The 15,443-nt window shown below is 70.8% G+C and carries 14 protein-coding genes; 7 read left to right on the forward strand and 7 right to left on the reverse strand.

The window, feature by feature from the left end:
* Positions 1–3 precede the first annotated feature (3 nt).
* Positions 4–1,017 carry an isopenicillin N synthase family dioxygenase gene (locus ACSQ2B_RS12270; protein WP_436050173.1) on the reverse strand — a complete coding sequence of 338 codons (1,014 nt, stop codon included), beginning with the start codon at positions 1,015–1,017 and terminating at the stop codon, positions 4–6.
* A 329-nt stretch (positions 1,018–1,346) separates the two neighbouring features.
* On the opposite strand from ACSQ2B_RS12270, the gene ACSQ2B_RS12275 reads away from it, so the two are divergent.
* The 7 genes from ACSQ2B_RS12275 to ACSQ2B_RS12305 all read left to right on the forward strand — a co-directional run bounded on the left by ACSQ2B_RS12275 (position 1,347) and on the right by ACSQ2B_RS12305 (position 8,412).
* The gene (locus ACSQ2B_RS12275) at positions 1,347–2,450 is read left to right on the forward strand and encodes an ABC transporter substrate-binding protein (RefSeq protein ID WP_436050174.1); all 1,104 of its coding nucleotides are present in this window, start codon (positions 1,347–1,349) and stop codon (positions 2,448–2,450) included.
* A 119-nt stretch (positions 2,451–2,569) separates the two neighbouring features.
* Positions 2,570–3,355 (forward strand): ABC transporter ATP-binding protein, encoded by a 786-nt coding sequence (locus ACSQ2B_RS12280; RefSeq protein ID WP_436050176.1) that lies wholly within the window; start codon positions 2,570–2,572, stop codon positions 3,353–3,355.
* A complete protein-coding gene (locus ACSQ2B_RS12285) occupies positions 3,348–4,121 on the forward strand; it encodes an ABC transporter permease (protein WP_436050178.1) in 774 nt (257 codons plus the stop codon). Before ACSQ2B_RS12280 ends, ACSQ2B_RS12285 begins: the two co-directional genes overlap by 8 nt.
* Positions 4,118–4,930, forward strand: a complete 813-nt coding sequence (locus ACSQ2B_RS12290; RefSeq protein ID WP_436050180.1) for an ABC transporter permease — start codon at positions 4,118–4,120, stop codon at positions 4,928–4,930. The genes ACSQ2B_RS12285 and ACSQ2B_RS12290 overlap by 4 nt, the downstream gene beginning before the upstream one ends.
* 1 nt (position 4,931) lies before the next feature.
* Positions 4,932–5,711: an SDR family NAD(P)-dependent oxidoreductase gene (locus ACSQ2B_RS12295; RefSeq protein ID WP_436050182.1), complete on the forward strand. Its 780-nt coding sequence runs from the start codon at positions 4,932–4,934 to the stop codon at positions 5,709–5,711.
* An 11-nt stretch (positions 5,712–5,722) separates the two neighbouring features.
* Positions 5,723–6,934, forward strand: a complete 1,212-nt coding sequence (metC, locus tag ACSQ2B_RS12300) for a cystathionine beta-lyase (RefSeq protein WP_436050184.1) — start codon at positions 5,723–5,725, stop codon at positions 6,932–6,934.
* A gap of 5 nt (positions 6,935–6,939) precedes the next feature.
* Positions 6,940–8,412, forward strand: a complete 1,473-nt coding sequence (locus ACSQ2B_RS12305) for an aldehyde dehydrogenase family protein (RefSeq protein WP_436051016.1) — start codon at positions 6,940–6,942, stop codon at positions 8,410–8,412.
* 136 nt (positions 8,413–8,548) lie between these two features.
* Here the strand turns inward: ACSQ2B_RS12305 and ACSQ2B_RS12310 are convergent, their stop codons facing one another.
* The 6 genes from ACSQ2B_RS12310 to allB form a co-directional block, all read right to left on the reverse strand.
* A complete protein-coding gene (locus ACSQ2B_RS12310) occupies positions 8,549–9,331 on the reverse strand; it encodes an SDR family NAD(P)-dependent oxidoreductase (protein ID WP_436050186.1) in 783 nt (260 codons plus the stop codon).
* Positions 9,328–10,182: a phytanoyl-CoA dioxygenase family protein gene (locus tag ACSQ2B_RS12315; protein ID WP_436050188.1), complete on the reverse strand. Its 855-nt coding sequence runs from the start codon at positions 10,180–10,182 to the stop codon at positions 9,328–9,330. The genes ACSQ2B_RS12310 and ACSQ2B_RS12315 overlap by 4 nt, the downstream gene beginning before the upstream one ends.
* Positions 10,183–10,292: 110 nt before the next feature.
* On the reverse strand, positions 10,293–11,048 hold the full coding sequence (locus tag ACSQ2B_RS12320) for a D-glutamate cyclase family protein (RefSeq protein ID WP_436050190.1): 756 nt from the start codon (positions 11,046–11,048) through the stop codon (positions 10,293–10,295).
* Positions 11,049–11,112: 64 nt separating this feature from the next.
* Positions 11,113–12,546: a glutamine synthetase family protein gene (locus ACSQ2B_RS12325; protein WP_436050192.1), complete on the reverse strand. Its 1,434-nt coding sequence runs from the start codon at positions 12,544–12,546 to the stop codon at positions 11,113–11,115.
* A complete protein-coding gene (locus tag ACSQ2B_RS12330) occupies positions 12,543–14,009 on the reverse strand; it encodes an amidohydrolase family protein (RefSeq protein WP_436050194.1) in 1,467 nt (488 codons plus the stop codon). The genes ACSQ2B_RS12325 and ACSQ2B_RS12330 overlap by 4 nt, the downstream gene beginning before the upstream one ends.
* The gene (allB, locus tag ACSQ2B_RS12335; protein ID WP_436050195.1) at positions 14,010–15,434 is read right to left on the reverse strand and encodes an allantoinase AllB; all 1,425 of its coding nucleotides are present in this window, start codon (positions 15,432–15,434) and stop codon (positions 14,010–14,012) included.
* Positions 15,435–15,443 lie beyond the last annotated feature (9 nt).

The raw sequence follows: 15,443 nt of genomic DNA on the forward strand, positions 1-15,443 counted from the left end.
GGATCAGTCGCCGTCTGCGGCGGCGGCTTCGCGCGCCGGCTGCAAGGTGGCGAAGAAGCGGGTCAGGTGCTGGCCGGCCTCGACCGCCGGGTAGCGCGCTTCGCCGTCCTGGCGCACGAACTCCGGCAGCGGCTCGACCACCACCTCCCGGTCCGGATTGAAGAAGAAGGGGATCGAAAACCGCTCCTGGCTCGAGGTGTTGCGCACCCGGTGCATGTTCGACAGGTAGCGGCCGTTGGACCACCACATCATCATATTGCCGATGTTGATGACGTAGGAGTCCGGCGCCGGCGGGGCGGCGATCCAGGCCCCGTCCCGGCGGCGCACCTCGAGCCCGCTGATCTCGCCCTGGGCCAGGATGGTGAAGGGGCCTTCGTCCGTATGGGCGACGGCGTTCTGCACCTCGGTCTCGGCGCCCTGCGGCAGGGCGCTGTAGTAGAGCAGGCTGAGCTGCGAGAGCGGCTTGTCGAACCAGCCGTCGAAGCGGTCCTCCGGCAGCCCCATGCCAAGGGCGAAGGCGCGCAACAGATGGTGCGACAGCTCCGTCACCGCGCGGAAGTAGGCCATCGAAGCCGTCGCCAGGCCGGGCTGGGCCGCCGGCCAGCGGTTCGGGCCATAGAAGATCCCGTTCGGATCGTTCACCGGATCCGGGGCGAACTCGTCCTGGATCCGGTATTGTTCGAAGTACCGTTTGTTCGCCCCGAGGTGCTGGGACAGCGAGCAGAGGCCCCGGTACCAGTCCGGCGTCGCCCGGACCGTCTCCTGCTCCGACGGCGGCAGGCGGTAGAAGGCCGCGGTCTCGCGGAACACCGCCTCGCGCAGCCCCGCCGGCACGCCGTGGCCGACCAGATAGAAAAAGCCGATCCGGCCGGAGGCCTCGGCGATCCGATCCGCCACCGCCTGCCGCTCATCCGGCGAACCTGTCAGAAACGGCGCGAAGTCGATGGTCGGGATCTCGGAGAGGCTCACCGTCTGGGCGGAATGGGTGAAATCGGCCTCTTCATTGCTGCGTCCCAAGACCCAGTCCTCCGCAAACGCCGGTCATGGCCAAGTCGAAGCTCCGGCGCCGCCGGACCACTGCGATCTTGACCCCACCGATCGGCTCTACACCCCCAGCCGTGTGTCGATGGGATGCCAATTTGGCGCGCTGGCGGCGCCGTTACGGCTACACGAAATGGGCTCTGCGGCCGGTCTGCGCAGTCCCCAGGCGCCGGCTGATCGATTTTCATACGGCGCGCCGAAATCCTCGGGTCCGGCGCCGATCTGGAGTTCTCCCGGCTCGCGCCGCCCGGCCTCCCTGCGCGGGGGCTTGCAGGCTTCCGACGAATTTCGACCAGGAGATAAAAATGTCCGGCGCCCGGATCGGCTCGCCCGCTCCCGCCATCCCGCGCTACGGCCGCCGAGATGCCCTGCGGCGTCTCGGGCTCATGGGCCTGACCGGCGCATGCGCCGCGGGATACGGGACGCTCGCCGTCCGCGCCCTGGACCGGTCCAACATGCTCAAGGCCAACACCTCCGGCGCGCTCGCGCCCCCCGTCACCCACCAGCTCGGCTGGCTCAAAGGCGTCCAGTTCGCGGGCGAGTTCCTGGCCCAGGAGCTGGGCTACCTGGAGGCCGAAGGGGTGACGGCCGAGTTCGCCGCCGGCGGCCCGGGCACCGACTATCGCACCCTGGTGGCCAGCGGCCGGATGCTGGTGAGCGAAAGCACGCCGCTGGCGATGATCGAGGCCGCGGTGCAGGGCCAGCCGCTGGTGGCCTTCGCCGCGGTGATGCAGCGCGACCCCGGCGCCTATATGAGCCTGCCCGGCAAGCCCATCACCTCGCTGCACGACATGGTCGGCAAGACCATCGGCGTGCCGGCGAGCGTGCGCAAGCTGACCTGCGTGCTGCTGCAGCGGGCCGGGATCCCCTTTGAGAGCGTCAACTTCGTGCCCGTGGGGACCGACGCCGGCGCCCTGGCGGCCGGCCAGATCGACGGCTACTACAGCCACGCGACGACCGCCGTGCCGGGCCTGCGGGCCCTCGGCGTCGAGCCAAAGGTCCTTTACATGACCGACCTCGGCGTGCCGGGCTACGCCCAGGCCTTCATCGTGCGCCGCGACACCCTCGACAAACACCACGACCTACTGGTCGGCTACACCCGCGCCCTGATCAAGGGGTGGCGCTACTTCGTCGAGAACCCCGCCAGCTCGGCCGAACTGATCGTCGAGAAGTGGGCGCAGAAGGGCACGAGCCTGCAGGACCAGCTCGCCCAGGCGGCGATGATGCGCAGCTTCATCCTGGACGGCGACGCCCTCACCCATGGCCTGCTGTGGATCGACCCTGGCCGTTTCGAACACGCCCTGGCCTTCGCGCGCGAAGCGGGCAGCGTGCCGGCGGGGATGGAGATCGACGTCGGCCGCCTGGTGACCCAGAGCGTCATCCGCGAGGCCCTGGCATCCCAGGCGTAGCCGCTACGGCGCCACGGCCACGCCGAAACGGCATCTCGCGTCAACGCCGAGCCGTGCGAGCTTTACCGAGTCACGCGGCCGGACTGCGGCCGCCGGAATACGAGAACTACGGATCAGTCATGGGCCGCGTGCGCGTCGACCGGGTGTCCAAGGCCTTCGAAATTGACGGCCGCAGCGTCCAGGCGATCCAGGACGTCAGCCTGACCCTGGAGGAAGGCGAGTTCGGCGCCCTGATCGGCCCCTCCGGGTGCGGCAAGTCCACCCTGCTGCGCATGGTGGCCGACATCCTGCAGCCGACGCTCGGCCGGATCTCCATTGGCGATGCGCCGCCCGAACGGGTCCGCCGCGAACACGGCATCGGCTTCATCTTCCAGGACCCCAGCCTGCTGCCCTGGCGCACCGCGCTGGAAAACGTCCGCCTGCCGCTGGAGGTCGCGCGCGGCAAGGGCCGCGTGGCCGACGCCACGCCCCTGGAGTTGCTGGAGCTGGTCGGCCTCGGTGGGTTCGAACACGCCCGTCCGGCGCAGCTCTCCGGCGGCATGCAGCAGCGCTGCGCCATCGCCCGCTCGCTGGCGCTGAAACCCAAGGTGCTGCTGCTCGACGAGCCGTTCGGCGCGCTCGACGAGATCACCCGCCACCGGATGAACCTGGAGCTGCTGCGCATCTGGGCGCAGACCAAGATCACCGCGCTGATGGTGACCCATTCGATCCAGGAAGCGGTGTTCATGGCCGACAAGATCTTCGTCCTGGCCGCCCGGCCGGGGCGGCTGGTCGACACGGTCACGGTCGACCTCGCGCGTCCGCGCCGGATGAGCCAGATGAACGAGCCGGCCTTCATCGAGGCGGTGAAGCGGGTCCGCGCAGGCCTGTTCCACGACCAGACCGAAGCCTTCGACTATGGATAGGCTGTCCGTCGCGCTCAGGAACTCCCTGCCGCCGCTGCTGCTGCTCGCTGCCTTGGCGCTGCTGCTGGAGGGCTATGTGGGCTCGGGCGCGGCGCCCAGCACCGTGGCCGCGCCCAGCACCGTGCTGCAAACGATCTGGACCGAGCGCGGCGACATCTGGCGCGCGATCGAGCCGACGCTGCTGACCGCCTCCACCGGCTTCATCCTCGCCACCCTGATCGCCCTGGGTCTCGGCCTCGTCGTCTATGCGTTCCGGCAGATCGAGACCGGCGTGCTGGCCATGGCGGCGGTGCTCACCAGCATCCCGATGATCGCGCTGGCGCCGGCCCTGATCACCCTGATGGGCATGGGGCTGGGCGCCCGGATCGCCATCACCACGATCATCTGCGCCTTCCCGATGATCGTCGCGGCGGTGCAGGGACTGTCCGCCAGCTCCGGAGCGGCCAGCGAGCTGTTCACCGTGCTGGCGGCGAACCCCTGGCAAAGGTTCCGACTGCTGGCCCTGCCGACGGCCCTGCCCTACCTGTTCCTGGGCGCGAAGATCGCCGCGCCGCTGGCGCTGCTGGGCAGTTTGATCGCCGAGTGGACCGGCGCCGAGGACGGGCTCGGCGTCTACATGCTGACCTCGATGTTCGGCCTGCACATCGCCCAGCTCTGGGCCTCCGTGGCGCTCACCTGCGTGATCTCCATGGCGGCCTACGGCCTGGTCGTCGCCGCCGAGCGGCTCGCCGTCAGCGGCGCGGTCGTCGCGGAGGCCGGCGCATGACCCTGGCGGTCGGGCTTCCAAGGATGGCCGAGCCCCGGCGCTGGCGGGCGTCCGGAGCGCTGAAGGCCGGCGGCGCGCGCCTGGTCGCCTACGCCGCCTTCCTGGCCGCCATCCTGATCCTGTGGTTTGCGGCGAACGGCGTCTTCGGCGTTCCCACCTTCCTGCTGCCCAGCCCCGCCCAGGCTCTGACGGCCTTCCTGCAGAACGCCGACGAGATCGGATCGGCCACGGCCTTCACCCTCGGCTGCACGGTCGCCGGACTGGCCGTCAGCCTGGTCCTCGCCGTCGTGCTCGCGGTGCTCTTCACGCTCTCGTCGGGCCTGGACCGGGCGCTGACGCCGCTGGTGCTGATCGTCCGCACCGTGCCGGTGATCGCGGTCGCCCCGCTGCTCGTCATGCTGTGGGGCCGGGGGCGCTGGAACAGCATCGGCGTCGTCGCCCTGCTGACCTTTTTCCAGCTGATGCTGGCGGCCAAGCGCGGCCTGCAGGCGCCCACGGCCAACCTCATGGAGATGATGTGGGCGAACGGCGCGAGCTTCTGGCAGACGCTGCTGAAGGTGCGGCTGCCCTTCGCCCTGCCCTTCCTCTTCACCGGCCTCAGGCTCGCGGCCCATTCGGCCATCCTCAGCGCCATGTTCGCCGAATGGCTCTCCGGCGCGCCCGGCCTCGGCTACCTGATGCTGGACGCCTATTCGCAGCAGAACTTTGCCCTCATGTGGTCGGCCATCCTGGTCAGCACCACCGTCGCCTACCTCTTCTTCACGGTGACCATCATGCTCGAGCGCGCCGTCGCCGACCGGAGCGCCTGAGATGGGCGCGCTGACCGGCAAGACCGTCCTGATCACCGGCGGGACCAAGGGCCTCGGCGCCGAGCTGGCGGTCGCCCTGGCGAAGGCCGGGGCCGACATCGCCGTCCTCGGCCGCGACGCGGCGGCCGGCGAAGGAGTCGCCGAGGCGGTCCGCGTCCTCGGCCGCCGCGCCGTGGTGCTCGCCGCCGACGTCACCGCCGAAGACCAGATGGACGCCGCCGCCGCCCAGGCGAACGAGGCCCTCGGCGCGATCGACGTCCTGGTCTGCACGGCCGGCGTCGGCAGCCCACGCAGGCCGATCTGGGAGCTCGGGGCGGAGGACTTCCGCGCCTGCTACGACGTCAATGTGCTGGGCGCGATGCTGGCGATGCGCGCGGTCCTGCCGTTCATGATCGCCCGGCGCTCGGGGCGGATCGTCAACATCGGCGGCACCTACGGCCACAAGGGCGTGGCGCTCGCCAGCCTCTACGCCTCGACAAAATGGGCGCTGCGCGGCCTGACCCGCTCGGTGGCGCTGGAGGTCGGCGCCTACGGGATCACCGCCAATGTGGTGGCGCCCGGCGGGATCGAGGGGCCGCGCCTGACGCGGGACTTCGAACGCTCGGCCGAGCGCGAAGGCATCGCTTACGAAGCTGTGCTCGAACGCTTCACCAGCCGCTCGGCGCTCGGACGCCTGGTCACCGGCGACGAGGTCGCCGCGGCCGTCATCCACCTCGCCTCCGAGGCGGGTCGCAACATCACCGGCCAGGACCTGATCGTCGACGCCGGCCAAGTCATCTGAGGCCAAGTCACGTGAGCAAAGTCATGAAGGACGTCACCGCCGCCGGGTTCAAGCGCGACACGCTCGTGGGCCACCTCGGGCGCGACCCGACCGGCTGGAAGGGCGCGGTCAATCCGCCCGTCTACCATACCTCGACGGTCATCTTCGAAAGCCTGGAGGAGCTCTTGGAGACCCGCCGTGACCGGGCGTCGGGGGCCTTCGTCGGCTTCACCTATGGACGCGAGGGAACGCCGCTGACGCGCGCCTTCGAAGACGCGGTCACCGCGCTCGAGGGCGGCTACCGGGCGGTGGTCGCCTCCTGCGGCCTGGGCGCGATCGCCGCCTCCCTCACCGCCTTCCTGTCGGCCGGCGACCACCTGCTGATCGTGGATTGCGTCTACGGCCCGGCCCGGCAGTTCTGCGACGACATCCTGACCCGCTTCGGCGTGGAGGTGACCTTCTACGATCCGCTGATCGGCGCCGGCATCGAGGCGATGATCCAGCCGAACACCAAGGTCGTCTACATGGAATCCCCCGGCTCCCTGACCTTCGAGGTCAGCGACGTCCCGGCGATCACCAAGGTCTGCCGGGCCCGCGGGATCACCACCATCGTGGACAACACCTGGGCCTCGCCGATCTGCTTCCGCCCGCTGGCCCATGGGGCGGACGTGTCGATCAACGCGGCGACCAAATACATCTCCGGCCACTCGGACCTGATGCTGGGGATCGCCGTCTGCACGGAAGCGGCCTTCGTTCCGGTCAAGAGGACGGCCTCGGCCGCGGGCTACTGCGGCGGGCCGGACGACGTCTATAACGCGCTGCGCGGGCTACGCACCCTGCCGATCCGGATGGAGCGCCACCAGCAGACCGCCACGCGGCTGGCCCGCTGGCTGAAGACGCGGCCCGAGGTGGCGCGGGTGATGTATCCGGCGCTGGAGGACGATCCCGGCCACGCCCTGTGGAAGCGCGACTTCGACGGCGCCTCGGGCCTGTTCGGCATCGAGCTCAAGCCCTGCAGCGAACCTCAGCTGGCCGCCATGCTCGACCACCTCGACATCTTCCGGCTCGGCTATTCCTGGGGCGGCTACGAGAGCCTGGTGGTGCCGACCTATCCCAACACCCTGCGCTCGGCGACCACCTACGGCGGCGGGCCCAGCATCCGTGTGCACGCGGGCCTGGAGGACTGCGACGACCTGATCGCCGATCTCGAGCGCGGCTTCGCCCGGCTGGCGGCGGCGGCGTGACCACCATGATCTCCCCGCATCCCTTCCTAGCCAATCCCGCCAAGCAGATGCTGATCGGCGGCGAATGGGTCGACGCCCTCTCCGGCGCCACCTTCGAGACGCTCAACCCGGCCACCGGCGCCGTGCTGGCCACCCTGCCCGCCGGGGGCGCCGACGACGTCGACCTGGCCGTGGCCGACGCGCGGCGCGCCTTCGAAGGTCCCTGGCGCAAGTTCCTGCCGGCCGACCGCCAGCGCGTGCTGCTGAAGCTCGCCGAGTTGGTGGAGCAGCACTGGGAGGACATCGCCCTCCTCGACACCCTCGACATGGGCGCCCCGATCCGCCACACGCGCGGCCCCCGCGACCTGCTGGTCGGCCTGCTGCGCTACTACGCCGCCCAGGCCCTGTCGCTGGACGGCCGCACGATCCAGACCTCGATCCCCGACACCTTCGCCTGCACCATCAAGGAGCCGGTCGGCGTGGTCGGCGCCATCATCCCCTGGAACGGTCCGCTGTGGGCCTGCGTCTGGAAGGTGGGGCCGGCCCTGGCTGCCGGCTGCACCATGGTGCTGAAGCCGGCGGAAGAGGCCTCGCTCACGCCGTTATTGTTCGCCGACCTGGTGCTGCAGGCGGGCGCCCCGCCTGGCGTGCTGAACGTCGTCACCGGCTCCGGCGCGGCCGCCGGCCAGGCGCTAGCGGCCCACATGGGCGTGGACAAGGTCTCCTTCACCGGCTCGCACCTGACCGGCCGCAAGATCGTCCAGGCCTCCGCCGGCAACCTCAAACGCCTGACCCTGGAGCTCGGCGGCAAGTCGCCGAACATCATCTTCGCCGACGCCGATCTCTCTGTCGCCGGGCCGACCGCGGCGCGGGCGGTGTTCGCCAACGCCGGCCAGATCTGCAGCGCCGGCACGCGGGTGCTGGTGCAGCGGCCGGTCTACGACGCGGTGCTGGAGGCGATGACGGAGGTCGCCGGCTCGATCCGCATCGGCGACGGCCTGAACCCGGCCACCGAGATGGGCCCGGTGGTGTCCGCCAACCAGCTCCAGCGGATCTCCGGCTACCTCGACCTCGGCCGCAGCGAGGGCGCGCGGCTGGTGTGCGGCGGCGCGCGCCTGACCGAGGGCGTCCTGGCCCAGGGCTATTTCGTCGCCCCGACGGTGTTCGCCGACGTCGACAACACCAGCCAGCTGGCGCGGGAGGAGATCTTCGGCCCGGTCGCCTCGGTGATCCCCTTCGACACCGAGGAGGAGGCCGTCCGCCTGGCCAACGACAGCGAGTTCGGACTGGGCGCCGGCGTCTGGACCCGCGACGTCGGCCGCGCGCACCGGATGGCCCGCGGCCTGGTGAGCGGCTCGGTCTGGGTCAACTGCTACAATGCGCTGGACCCCGCCGCCCCCTTCGGCGGCCGCAAGATGAGCGGCTACGGCCACGAGGGCGGCGCCGAGCAGCTGGACGACTATCTGGCGGTGAAGGCGCTGTATGTGAACATGGGGTGAGGTGGAGAGGCCGCAACGCCCCCTCCGTCTCGCTGCGCGAGCCACCTCCCCCGCTTCGCAGGGGAGGAGCGAGGCCCCGCTGCTCCCCCGCTTGCGGGGGAGCTGTCAGCGAAGCTGACTGAGGGGGCGTTCGGCCTCAGACGATCACACCGCCGTCGATGATCAGCTCCTGGCCGGTGATCGCCCCGCCGCCTTCGCCTACCAGGAACATCACCATGGCGACGACGTCCTGCGGCTCGCTGGGCTGGCCCAGCGCTGCGCCCATGGCCTGCATGTAGCGGGCGAGGATCACCTCTTCGGCGACGCCTTCGGCCTGCGCCTGCGCCCGCCAGTTGGCCTTCATCCGGGGGACGGCGACGGGGCCCGGGGCGATCAGGTTGACGGTGACGCCGTGCGGCCCCGCCTCCAGCGCCGCCGTGCGCGACAGGCCCCGCAAGCCCCATTTCGAGGCGGAGAAGGCCGCCCGGCCGGCGCGTCCGCGCATGCCGTGGTTGCCGCCCATGTTGACGATCCGGCCGGCGCCCTGGGCGTACATCACCGGCAGCAGGCGCTTCAGCGTCAGGAAGGGCGCGCGCAGATTGGTCGCCACGGTGGCGTCGAAGTCCTCCACGCTGATCTCGTGGATCGGCGGCGACAGCGGCCCAGTCCAGCCGGCGGCGTTGATCAGCACGTCGACCCGATCGCCCGACCAGGCCAGGAAGTCGTCCAGGGCCGCCGACAGCGCCGTCGCATCGCAGACGTCGGCGATGAGGGAGATGGACCGCCGGCCGGCCGCGGCGACGCCCTCGGCGGTCTCCTCCAGGCCTTCCGAGCGCCGCCCCAGCAGCCCCAGGTCATAGCCGGCGGCGGCCAGGGCCCAGGCGATGTCCCGGCCCATGCCGGCGCTGGCGCCGGTCACCAGGGCGATGGGGGCGGTCACGCAGCGAAGTACCTGGATTGGGCGGTCGCCTGGATCTTGTAGATCGAGCTGCCGGCCCGGGTGGGCTGCGGCAGGCGGATGGGATGGGGCTCGATACGGACCTCGCTGGTCGCCGGGCCCTGGACGATGCGGCCGTTATATTCGTCCCAGTCGACGTCGTAGAACAGCGGATAGGCGTCGCTCGCCGCATACTCCAGGAACAGGATCCGCCGGGGATCGCCCGAGCGGTTGGGCCCCGAGCCATGGATGGCGAGCGGATGGTGGAAGGCCACCGTGCCGGACGGTCCGGTCAGCGCCTGGGCCTTCGCCAGATGGGCCTCGGTGGGCAGGATGGCGCCGTCGAAATAGCCGTCCGCGCCGTGGTGGTTCAGCAGCGGCCCCTTGTGGCTCTCGGCGACGACCTGCAGCGCTCCGTTCTCCACGCTGCAGTCATCGACCATCACCGAGGCGACGCAGGTCGACATGTTGGTGTGGGGGGCGAAGGCCCAGTCCTGGTGCCACTCCAGGGGCGAGCCTTCCTTCGAGGCCTTCATGTTCATCTTCGAGTGGTTCAGCCGGATGTCCGACCCGATCACCTTCTCCAGGAAGGCGAGGATCGCCGGATGCTTGGCCAGCTCGAAAAAGTAGGGGTCGATCCGGTGGGGCTTCTTGATGCGCTGGATCTGCGGCGCGTCGGGCCGATGGTGCGGCTCGAAGTCGAACTCCGCGGTCTCGGCGGTCAGCCCGTAGGCGCGGGCCGAGATCGTGTCGGTCACATGCCGCAGGCCGGCCGCCTCGTCCTCGGCAAGCAGCCCGGGAATGACGACGTATCCTTGGGCGAGGTAGGTCTCGAGGTAGGCATCCAGGTTCATGACGCGGCTCCGCAGGCTTCGGGCGCCTTCCATCTAGGGCGTTTCGCGATGCCCGTCGGTTGCCGATTGCGCACGTGGCGGAGCCGAAATGCGAACACCAGCCGCCCCCCTCAGTCCGCATCCGGGATCGGCAGGTCGGTGACCACCATGTGCGCCTTGTGGTGAGTGATGCAGAGCGGCAGCCGGGCGGCGAGCGCGGCGATCTGCGCCGTCGCCCCGCAGGCCCAGAACACCGGCTGCTCGTCGGCCTCCAGCCGGCGCATTCCGTGGCCGCCGTACGAGGCGTCGAGATCCCGGATCCCGATCATCTCTGGCGCGCCGATGTGTACGGGGGCGCCGTGAAACTGCGGATAGCGGGCCGAGACCAGGGTGGCGCGGATGGCGTCCTGGGGGCTGAGCGCCCGCATCGAGACCACCAGCGGTCCTTCGAAAGGCCCGGCCGGAACCGTGGGAATGTCGGTGACGTACATGGCCGAGACGTCGCCCTGTTCGAGGTGCCGCAGCCTCACCCCGTGCCGCAGCAGCAGGGACTCGAAGGAGAAGGAGCAGCCGAGGACGAAGGCGACGAAATCCTCCCGCCACAGGCCGGTGATGTCGCGCGGCGTGTCGACCAACGCCCCATCCCGGAACACCATGTAGCCGCCGACGTCGGTCCGCAGGTCCAGGTCCTCGGCGATTTCGCGAATGTGCGGCGATCCAGGTTCCGAGCGGCCGATCAGCGGCAGGGCCTGGGGATTGGCCCGGGCGTAGGCCTCGAAGTCGGCGGCGTAGGCCTGCGGCACGATCATCAGATTGCCCTGGACGCTGTTCCTGGCGACCAGGTTGGTGAAGTCGGTAAACTCGCCGTGGCGGATGGCGGCCCGCACGACGCGCGGGTCGTCCCAGTCGAAGCCGAGTCGATCAAAGGGGGGCCGATCAAAGGGGGGCGGGTCAGAAGAGGCCAAAATACTCCCGGTGCTCCCAGTCTGTGACCTCGGCGTGGAAGCGCGCGAGCTCGGCCCGCTTGATGCGGGTCCAGTATTCCACGAAGCCGGCGCCGAGAGCCTCGCAGAGGACGGCGTCGCCTTCCAGCGCGAGCAAGGCCTCGTCGAGCGATAGCGGCAGGCTCGGCGCCGCCGTCTCGTAGGGCGTGTCGGCGGGCGGGCCCGGATCGGTGCGCCGCTCGATCCCGTCCAGGCCGCAGAGGATCTGGCTGGCCATGTAGAGGTAGGGGTTGGCCGCTGGGTCGCCGACGCGGTTCTCCAGCCGCAGGGACGAGGTCCCCGGCTCTCCCGCCAGCCGCACCATGGCGCCACGATTGTCGCGCCCCCAGACGGCGCGGTCCGGCGCCAGCGAATAGGCGCGGTAGCGGCGGTAGGCGTTGATCGTCGGGGCGGCGAAGGAGGCGGCGCCCCGCGCATGCGCCAGCAGCCCGCCCAGATAGCCGCGCCCCGCCGCGCTGAGCAGTTCGTCGCCCTCGCCAGGCAGGACATTGGCCCCGCCGGCGTCGAGCAGCGACTGGTGGAGATGCCAGCCCGAGGCGACCGCATTGGCCGGCTTCGGCCGACACATGAAGGTCGCGTGCAGCCCATGGCGGCGGGCGATCTGTTTGACGGCGGCGCGCGCCAGGATCACCAGGTCGGCGGCCGCCAGCCCCTCCTGGGGCGCGAAGGTCATTTCGCCCTGGCTGGGCCCGAACTCGACCTCTAGGCTGGCCAGCGGCAAGCCCAGTCCCTGCAGCCCCTCGCGCAGCGCGGCATAGACCTCGTCGAGCGCGTCGTAGCGGTCGTCCCAGAGATACTGGTAGCCCTGGCTGACCAGCCCCACCTCCGGCGGCGTCCCCGGTTGGCCGGCGTCCTCCAGCCCGAGCTTCGGATCGGTGATGCGGAACAGGTGGAACTCCAACTCCGCCCCCGCCATGAAGCCGTAGCCGGCGCCCTGCAGCCGCGTCAGGGCGGCGCGCATCAGGTCCCGGCTCGAGAACGGGATGCGCCCGCCGTCGGTGAAATGGATGTCGCACAGCATCCAGCCCGTGCCCGACGACCAGGGCAGGAGGCGGAAGGTGGTCGGGTCCGGAACCATCACCAGGTCCGCGGCGCCCTGCATCGCCGCCAGGCCGACACCCGCGCCGGCGGCGAAGGTCGGGATGACCGTGCGTCCCGAGGTGTCCTTGAGCAGCAGGGACGAGGGCGCGCCGAGGCCGCTGCGGAACACCCGCTCCAGCTCGGCGGCCATCACGGTCTTGCCGCGCAGCAGTCCGTGCTGGTCGGCGAACACCAGGCGCAGGGTCTTCAAGGCCCCGTCCCGGGCCAGGCGGCGCACCTCGTCGGCCGCCTTGGCCTGGGCATCGCTCCAGCCGGCGAACCGCTCGATGAAACTGGTCATCCGCCCTGCCCCGTCCGATGCGCGCCCGACCGGTAGAAGTCCGTCACCGCCGCCTGCAGCCGGGCCGTGCGGGCGGCGTCGACCGGCGCCTCGGCGGCGGCGCGGCGCGCCTGGCCGTAGAGCTCGGCCTCCAGCGCCGGCAGGTCGACGCTCGTGCACCGCGCATCACGGACGATCTCGCGGCCGCCGACGATCAGCGCCTTGACGTGCCGCTTGGTCATCCGGGTGAGCAGCAGGTCCATGACGTCGACCTCCCGGCCGCAGGCGTCCGGCAGCATGGCCGCGGCGTCGAGCACCAGGATGTCGGCCGGCGCGCCGGCGGCGATCACTCCGCCGCCGTCCTCGCCGGTGACGGTCCGGCGGCCGTTTTGACAGAGCGCCTCGAAAAGGCCGGTCTCGCTGAGGCCCTCGGCGTCGGCCAGGCCGCGGGTCAGCAGCCAGGCCAGGCGCGCCTCGCGCAGCAGGTCCTCGTCGTCGTCCAGGGCCATGCCGTCCAGTCCCACCGCCAGCGGCAGCCCTGCGGCGTGGTAGGCGTCCGACTGCGGCAGGCCGGAGCGCAGGCGCAGGTTCGAGGACGGATTGACCGATAGCACCACGCCGCGCGCGGCGAGACGCTGGCAATCGCAGGTGCTGAGCCAGGCGCCATGCGCCACGCTGAGCCGCGGCGAGAGGAAGCCGTAGTCGTCCAGCCGCTGGACCAGGCCGTCCGGATAGGCGGCGTCGGCCCACTCCCGCTGCCAGCGCGTCTCGAGCAGGTGGGTGTGGACCCGCCGGCCGGTCGCCTCGGACAGGCGGGCGATGGTCTGCAGGGTCTCGTCGTCGGCCCATTGCGGCGCGATCGGGTGGAACTGGACCTGGAAGTTCTCGTGCTCGAACGCGGCGATGGCGTCGACCAGTTCGAGGCTCTCCTTCAGCGTCCGGAACGGCCGCAGGCCGGCGCGGAAGGCGGCTGCGTCCTCCGGCGAGAGCCGGGCGACGAAGTCGTCGAGCGACCCCATGACGGTGGGATTGCGGTTCATGATCGGAACCGCGAAGGCGATGCGGACGCCGACGTCGCGGGCGGCGCGCGAGACCGCCTGCGCCTCCTCGACCATGCGCTCGCGCACCTGAGGGCCATGGCAGTGGTTCGCCGCCCCCGCCCCGCCCTCGGCCATGTGCGCCAGGGCGACCGCGGCGCGCAGATAGGGATCGACCACCGGCTCGTTCGCCAGGGTGGGGATCCACAGCTCCAGCAGATCGTCCGGCGCGCCGAAGGCCAGCGGGCGCAGACCGCGCCCGTGGTCGTGGGCGTTGGCCGGCGCCGGCAGGGCGACCAGGCCCACGGCCGGATCCCCGTCGCAGAGCGCCGCGGGCTCCACGGCGCTAATGGTCGCCCCCTCGATGCGGATCCGCGCCGCGCCGCCAAAGCCCTGCGCGGGCTCGGCCATCAGGCGTCCGACCTGGATGTCTCGGCGCGCGCTCATCTAGGCGGGCGGCCCTGCGTGCAGGATCGCCGACGTGGTGTGCTCGAGATTCTTCGGCGCCGGCGGCGGCATCTGCTGGATGCGGCCGACCGGCCGGCCGTGGCCGCTGCTGGCCTCGACCAGCTCCCGGTCCTTCATCACGAAGCGGCCGCGCACCAGGGTGTGGATCGGCAGGCCTCGAACCACCATGTCTTCAAAGGGCGTGCAGCGGCCGATCGACTGCAGCTGTTCGGCCTGGATGACGTGCTCCCGCTTGAGGTCCACCACGACGATGTCGGCGTCGGCGCCCGGCTGCAGGATACCCTTGCGCGGATAGAGGCCGAAAGCCTGGGCCGGTGCGGTGGCGGTCATCTTGACGTAGTGCTGCAGGCTCATCCGGCCGGCGGCGACCTGGGTCAGCATCAGGGGCATCTGGGTCTCGACGCCGGTGAAGCCGCAGTCGGCGCACCAGATGTCGTCCTTGAACTTCTCCGCGGCGAGGTGCGGAGCGTGATCGGTGGCGATCATGTCGATCGTGCCGTCCAGCACCGCCGCCCACAGCATGGTCTGGTGGGCCTTTTCGCGCACCGGCGGGTTCACCCGGATCAGGGAGGCGACGTCTGTGTAGGCGTTCTCGTCCAGTAGCAGATAGTGCGGGCAGGTCTCCGCGGTGATGTCGACGCCGCGCGCCTTGGCGTCGCGCAGCGGGCCGAGCTCGGTCCCGGACGAGACGTGCAGGATGTGGATCCGCGCGCCGGTCCATTCGGCCAGGATGGCCGCGCGGGACACCGCCTCGGCGGCGACGACCGGCGGACGGGCGGCCAGGTGGGCCAGGGGATCCTTGCGGCCGAACGCCTGCAGCTGCAGCTGGCGGCGCTTCATGATCGAGGCGTTCTCGGCGTGCAGGGCGATGCGCAGCCCCCGCGCCGCGATCCGCTCGAAACCCTCCAGCATGGCCCCGGTGGAGGGCGCCGGCAGGTTGCCGAAGGTGTTGCCCATGAAGCATTTGAAGGCGGCCACGCCGCCGTCCATCAGCTCTTCCAGATGGTCGAGGTTCTCCTCGCCGAGCAGGCCATAGATCCCGTAGTCGACGTGCGCCTTCTTCGCCGCCTCGAGCTTCAGGTTCAGGGCTTCGAGCGTCCCGGTCGGCGGCTTGGTGTTGGGCATCTCGAACACCGTCGTGACCCCGCCCATGGCGGCGCTCGCCGTGCCGGTCTTCCAGGTTTCCTTGTGGGTGTAGCCGGGTTCGCGGAAGTGGACGTGGGCGTCGATGGCGCCTGGCAGGACATGCAGGCCCGCCGCGTCCAGCACCTCCTTGGCGGGCGGCATGGCCTCAGCCTCGCCGATGGCCAGGATCCGCTCGTCCTTGATCGCGATCGAGCCCTTGAACTCGGTCCGGTCGGTGACGATCACGCCATCCTTGATGACGAGGTCTGCGGTGAACAAGCCGATCTC

Origin of the sequence: Phenylobacterium sp. LjRoot225 (assembly GCF_964252855.1) — a bacterium.
Classification (GTDB): domain Bacteria; phylum Pseudomonadota; class Alphaproteobacteria; order Caulobacterales; family Caulobacteraceae; genus Phenylobacterium.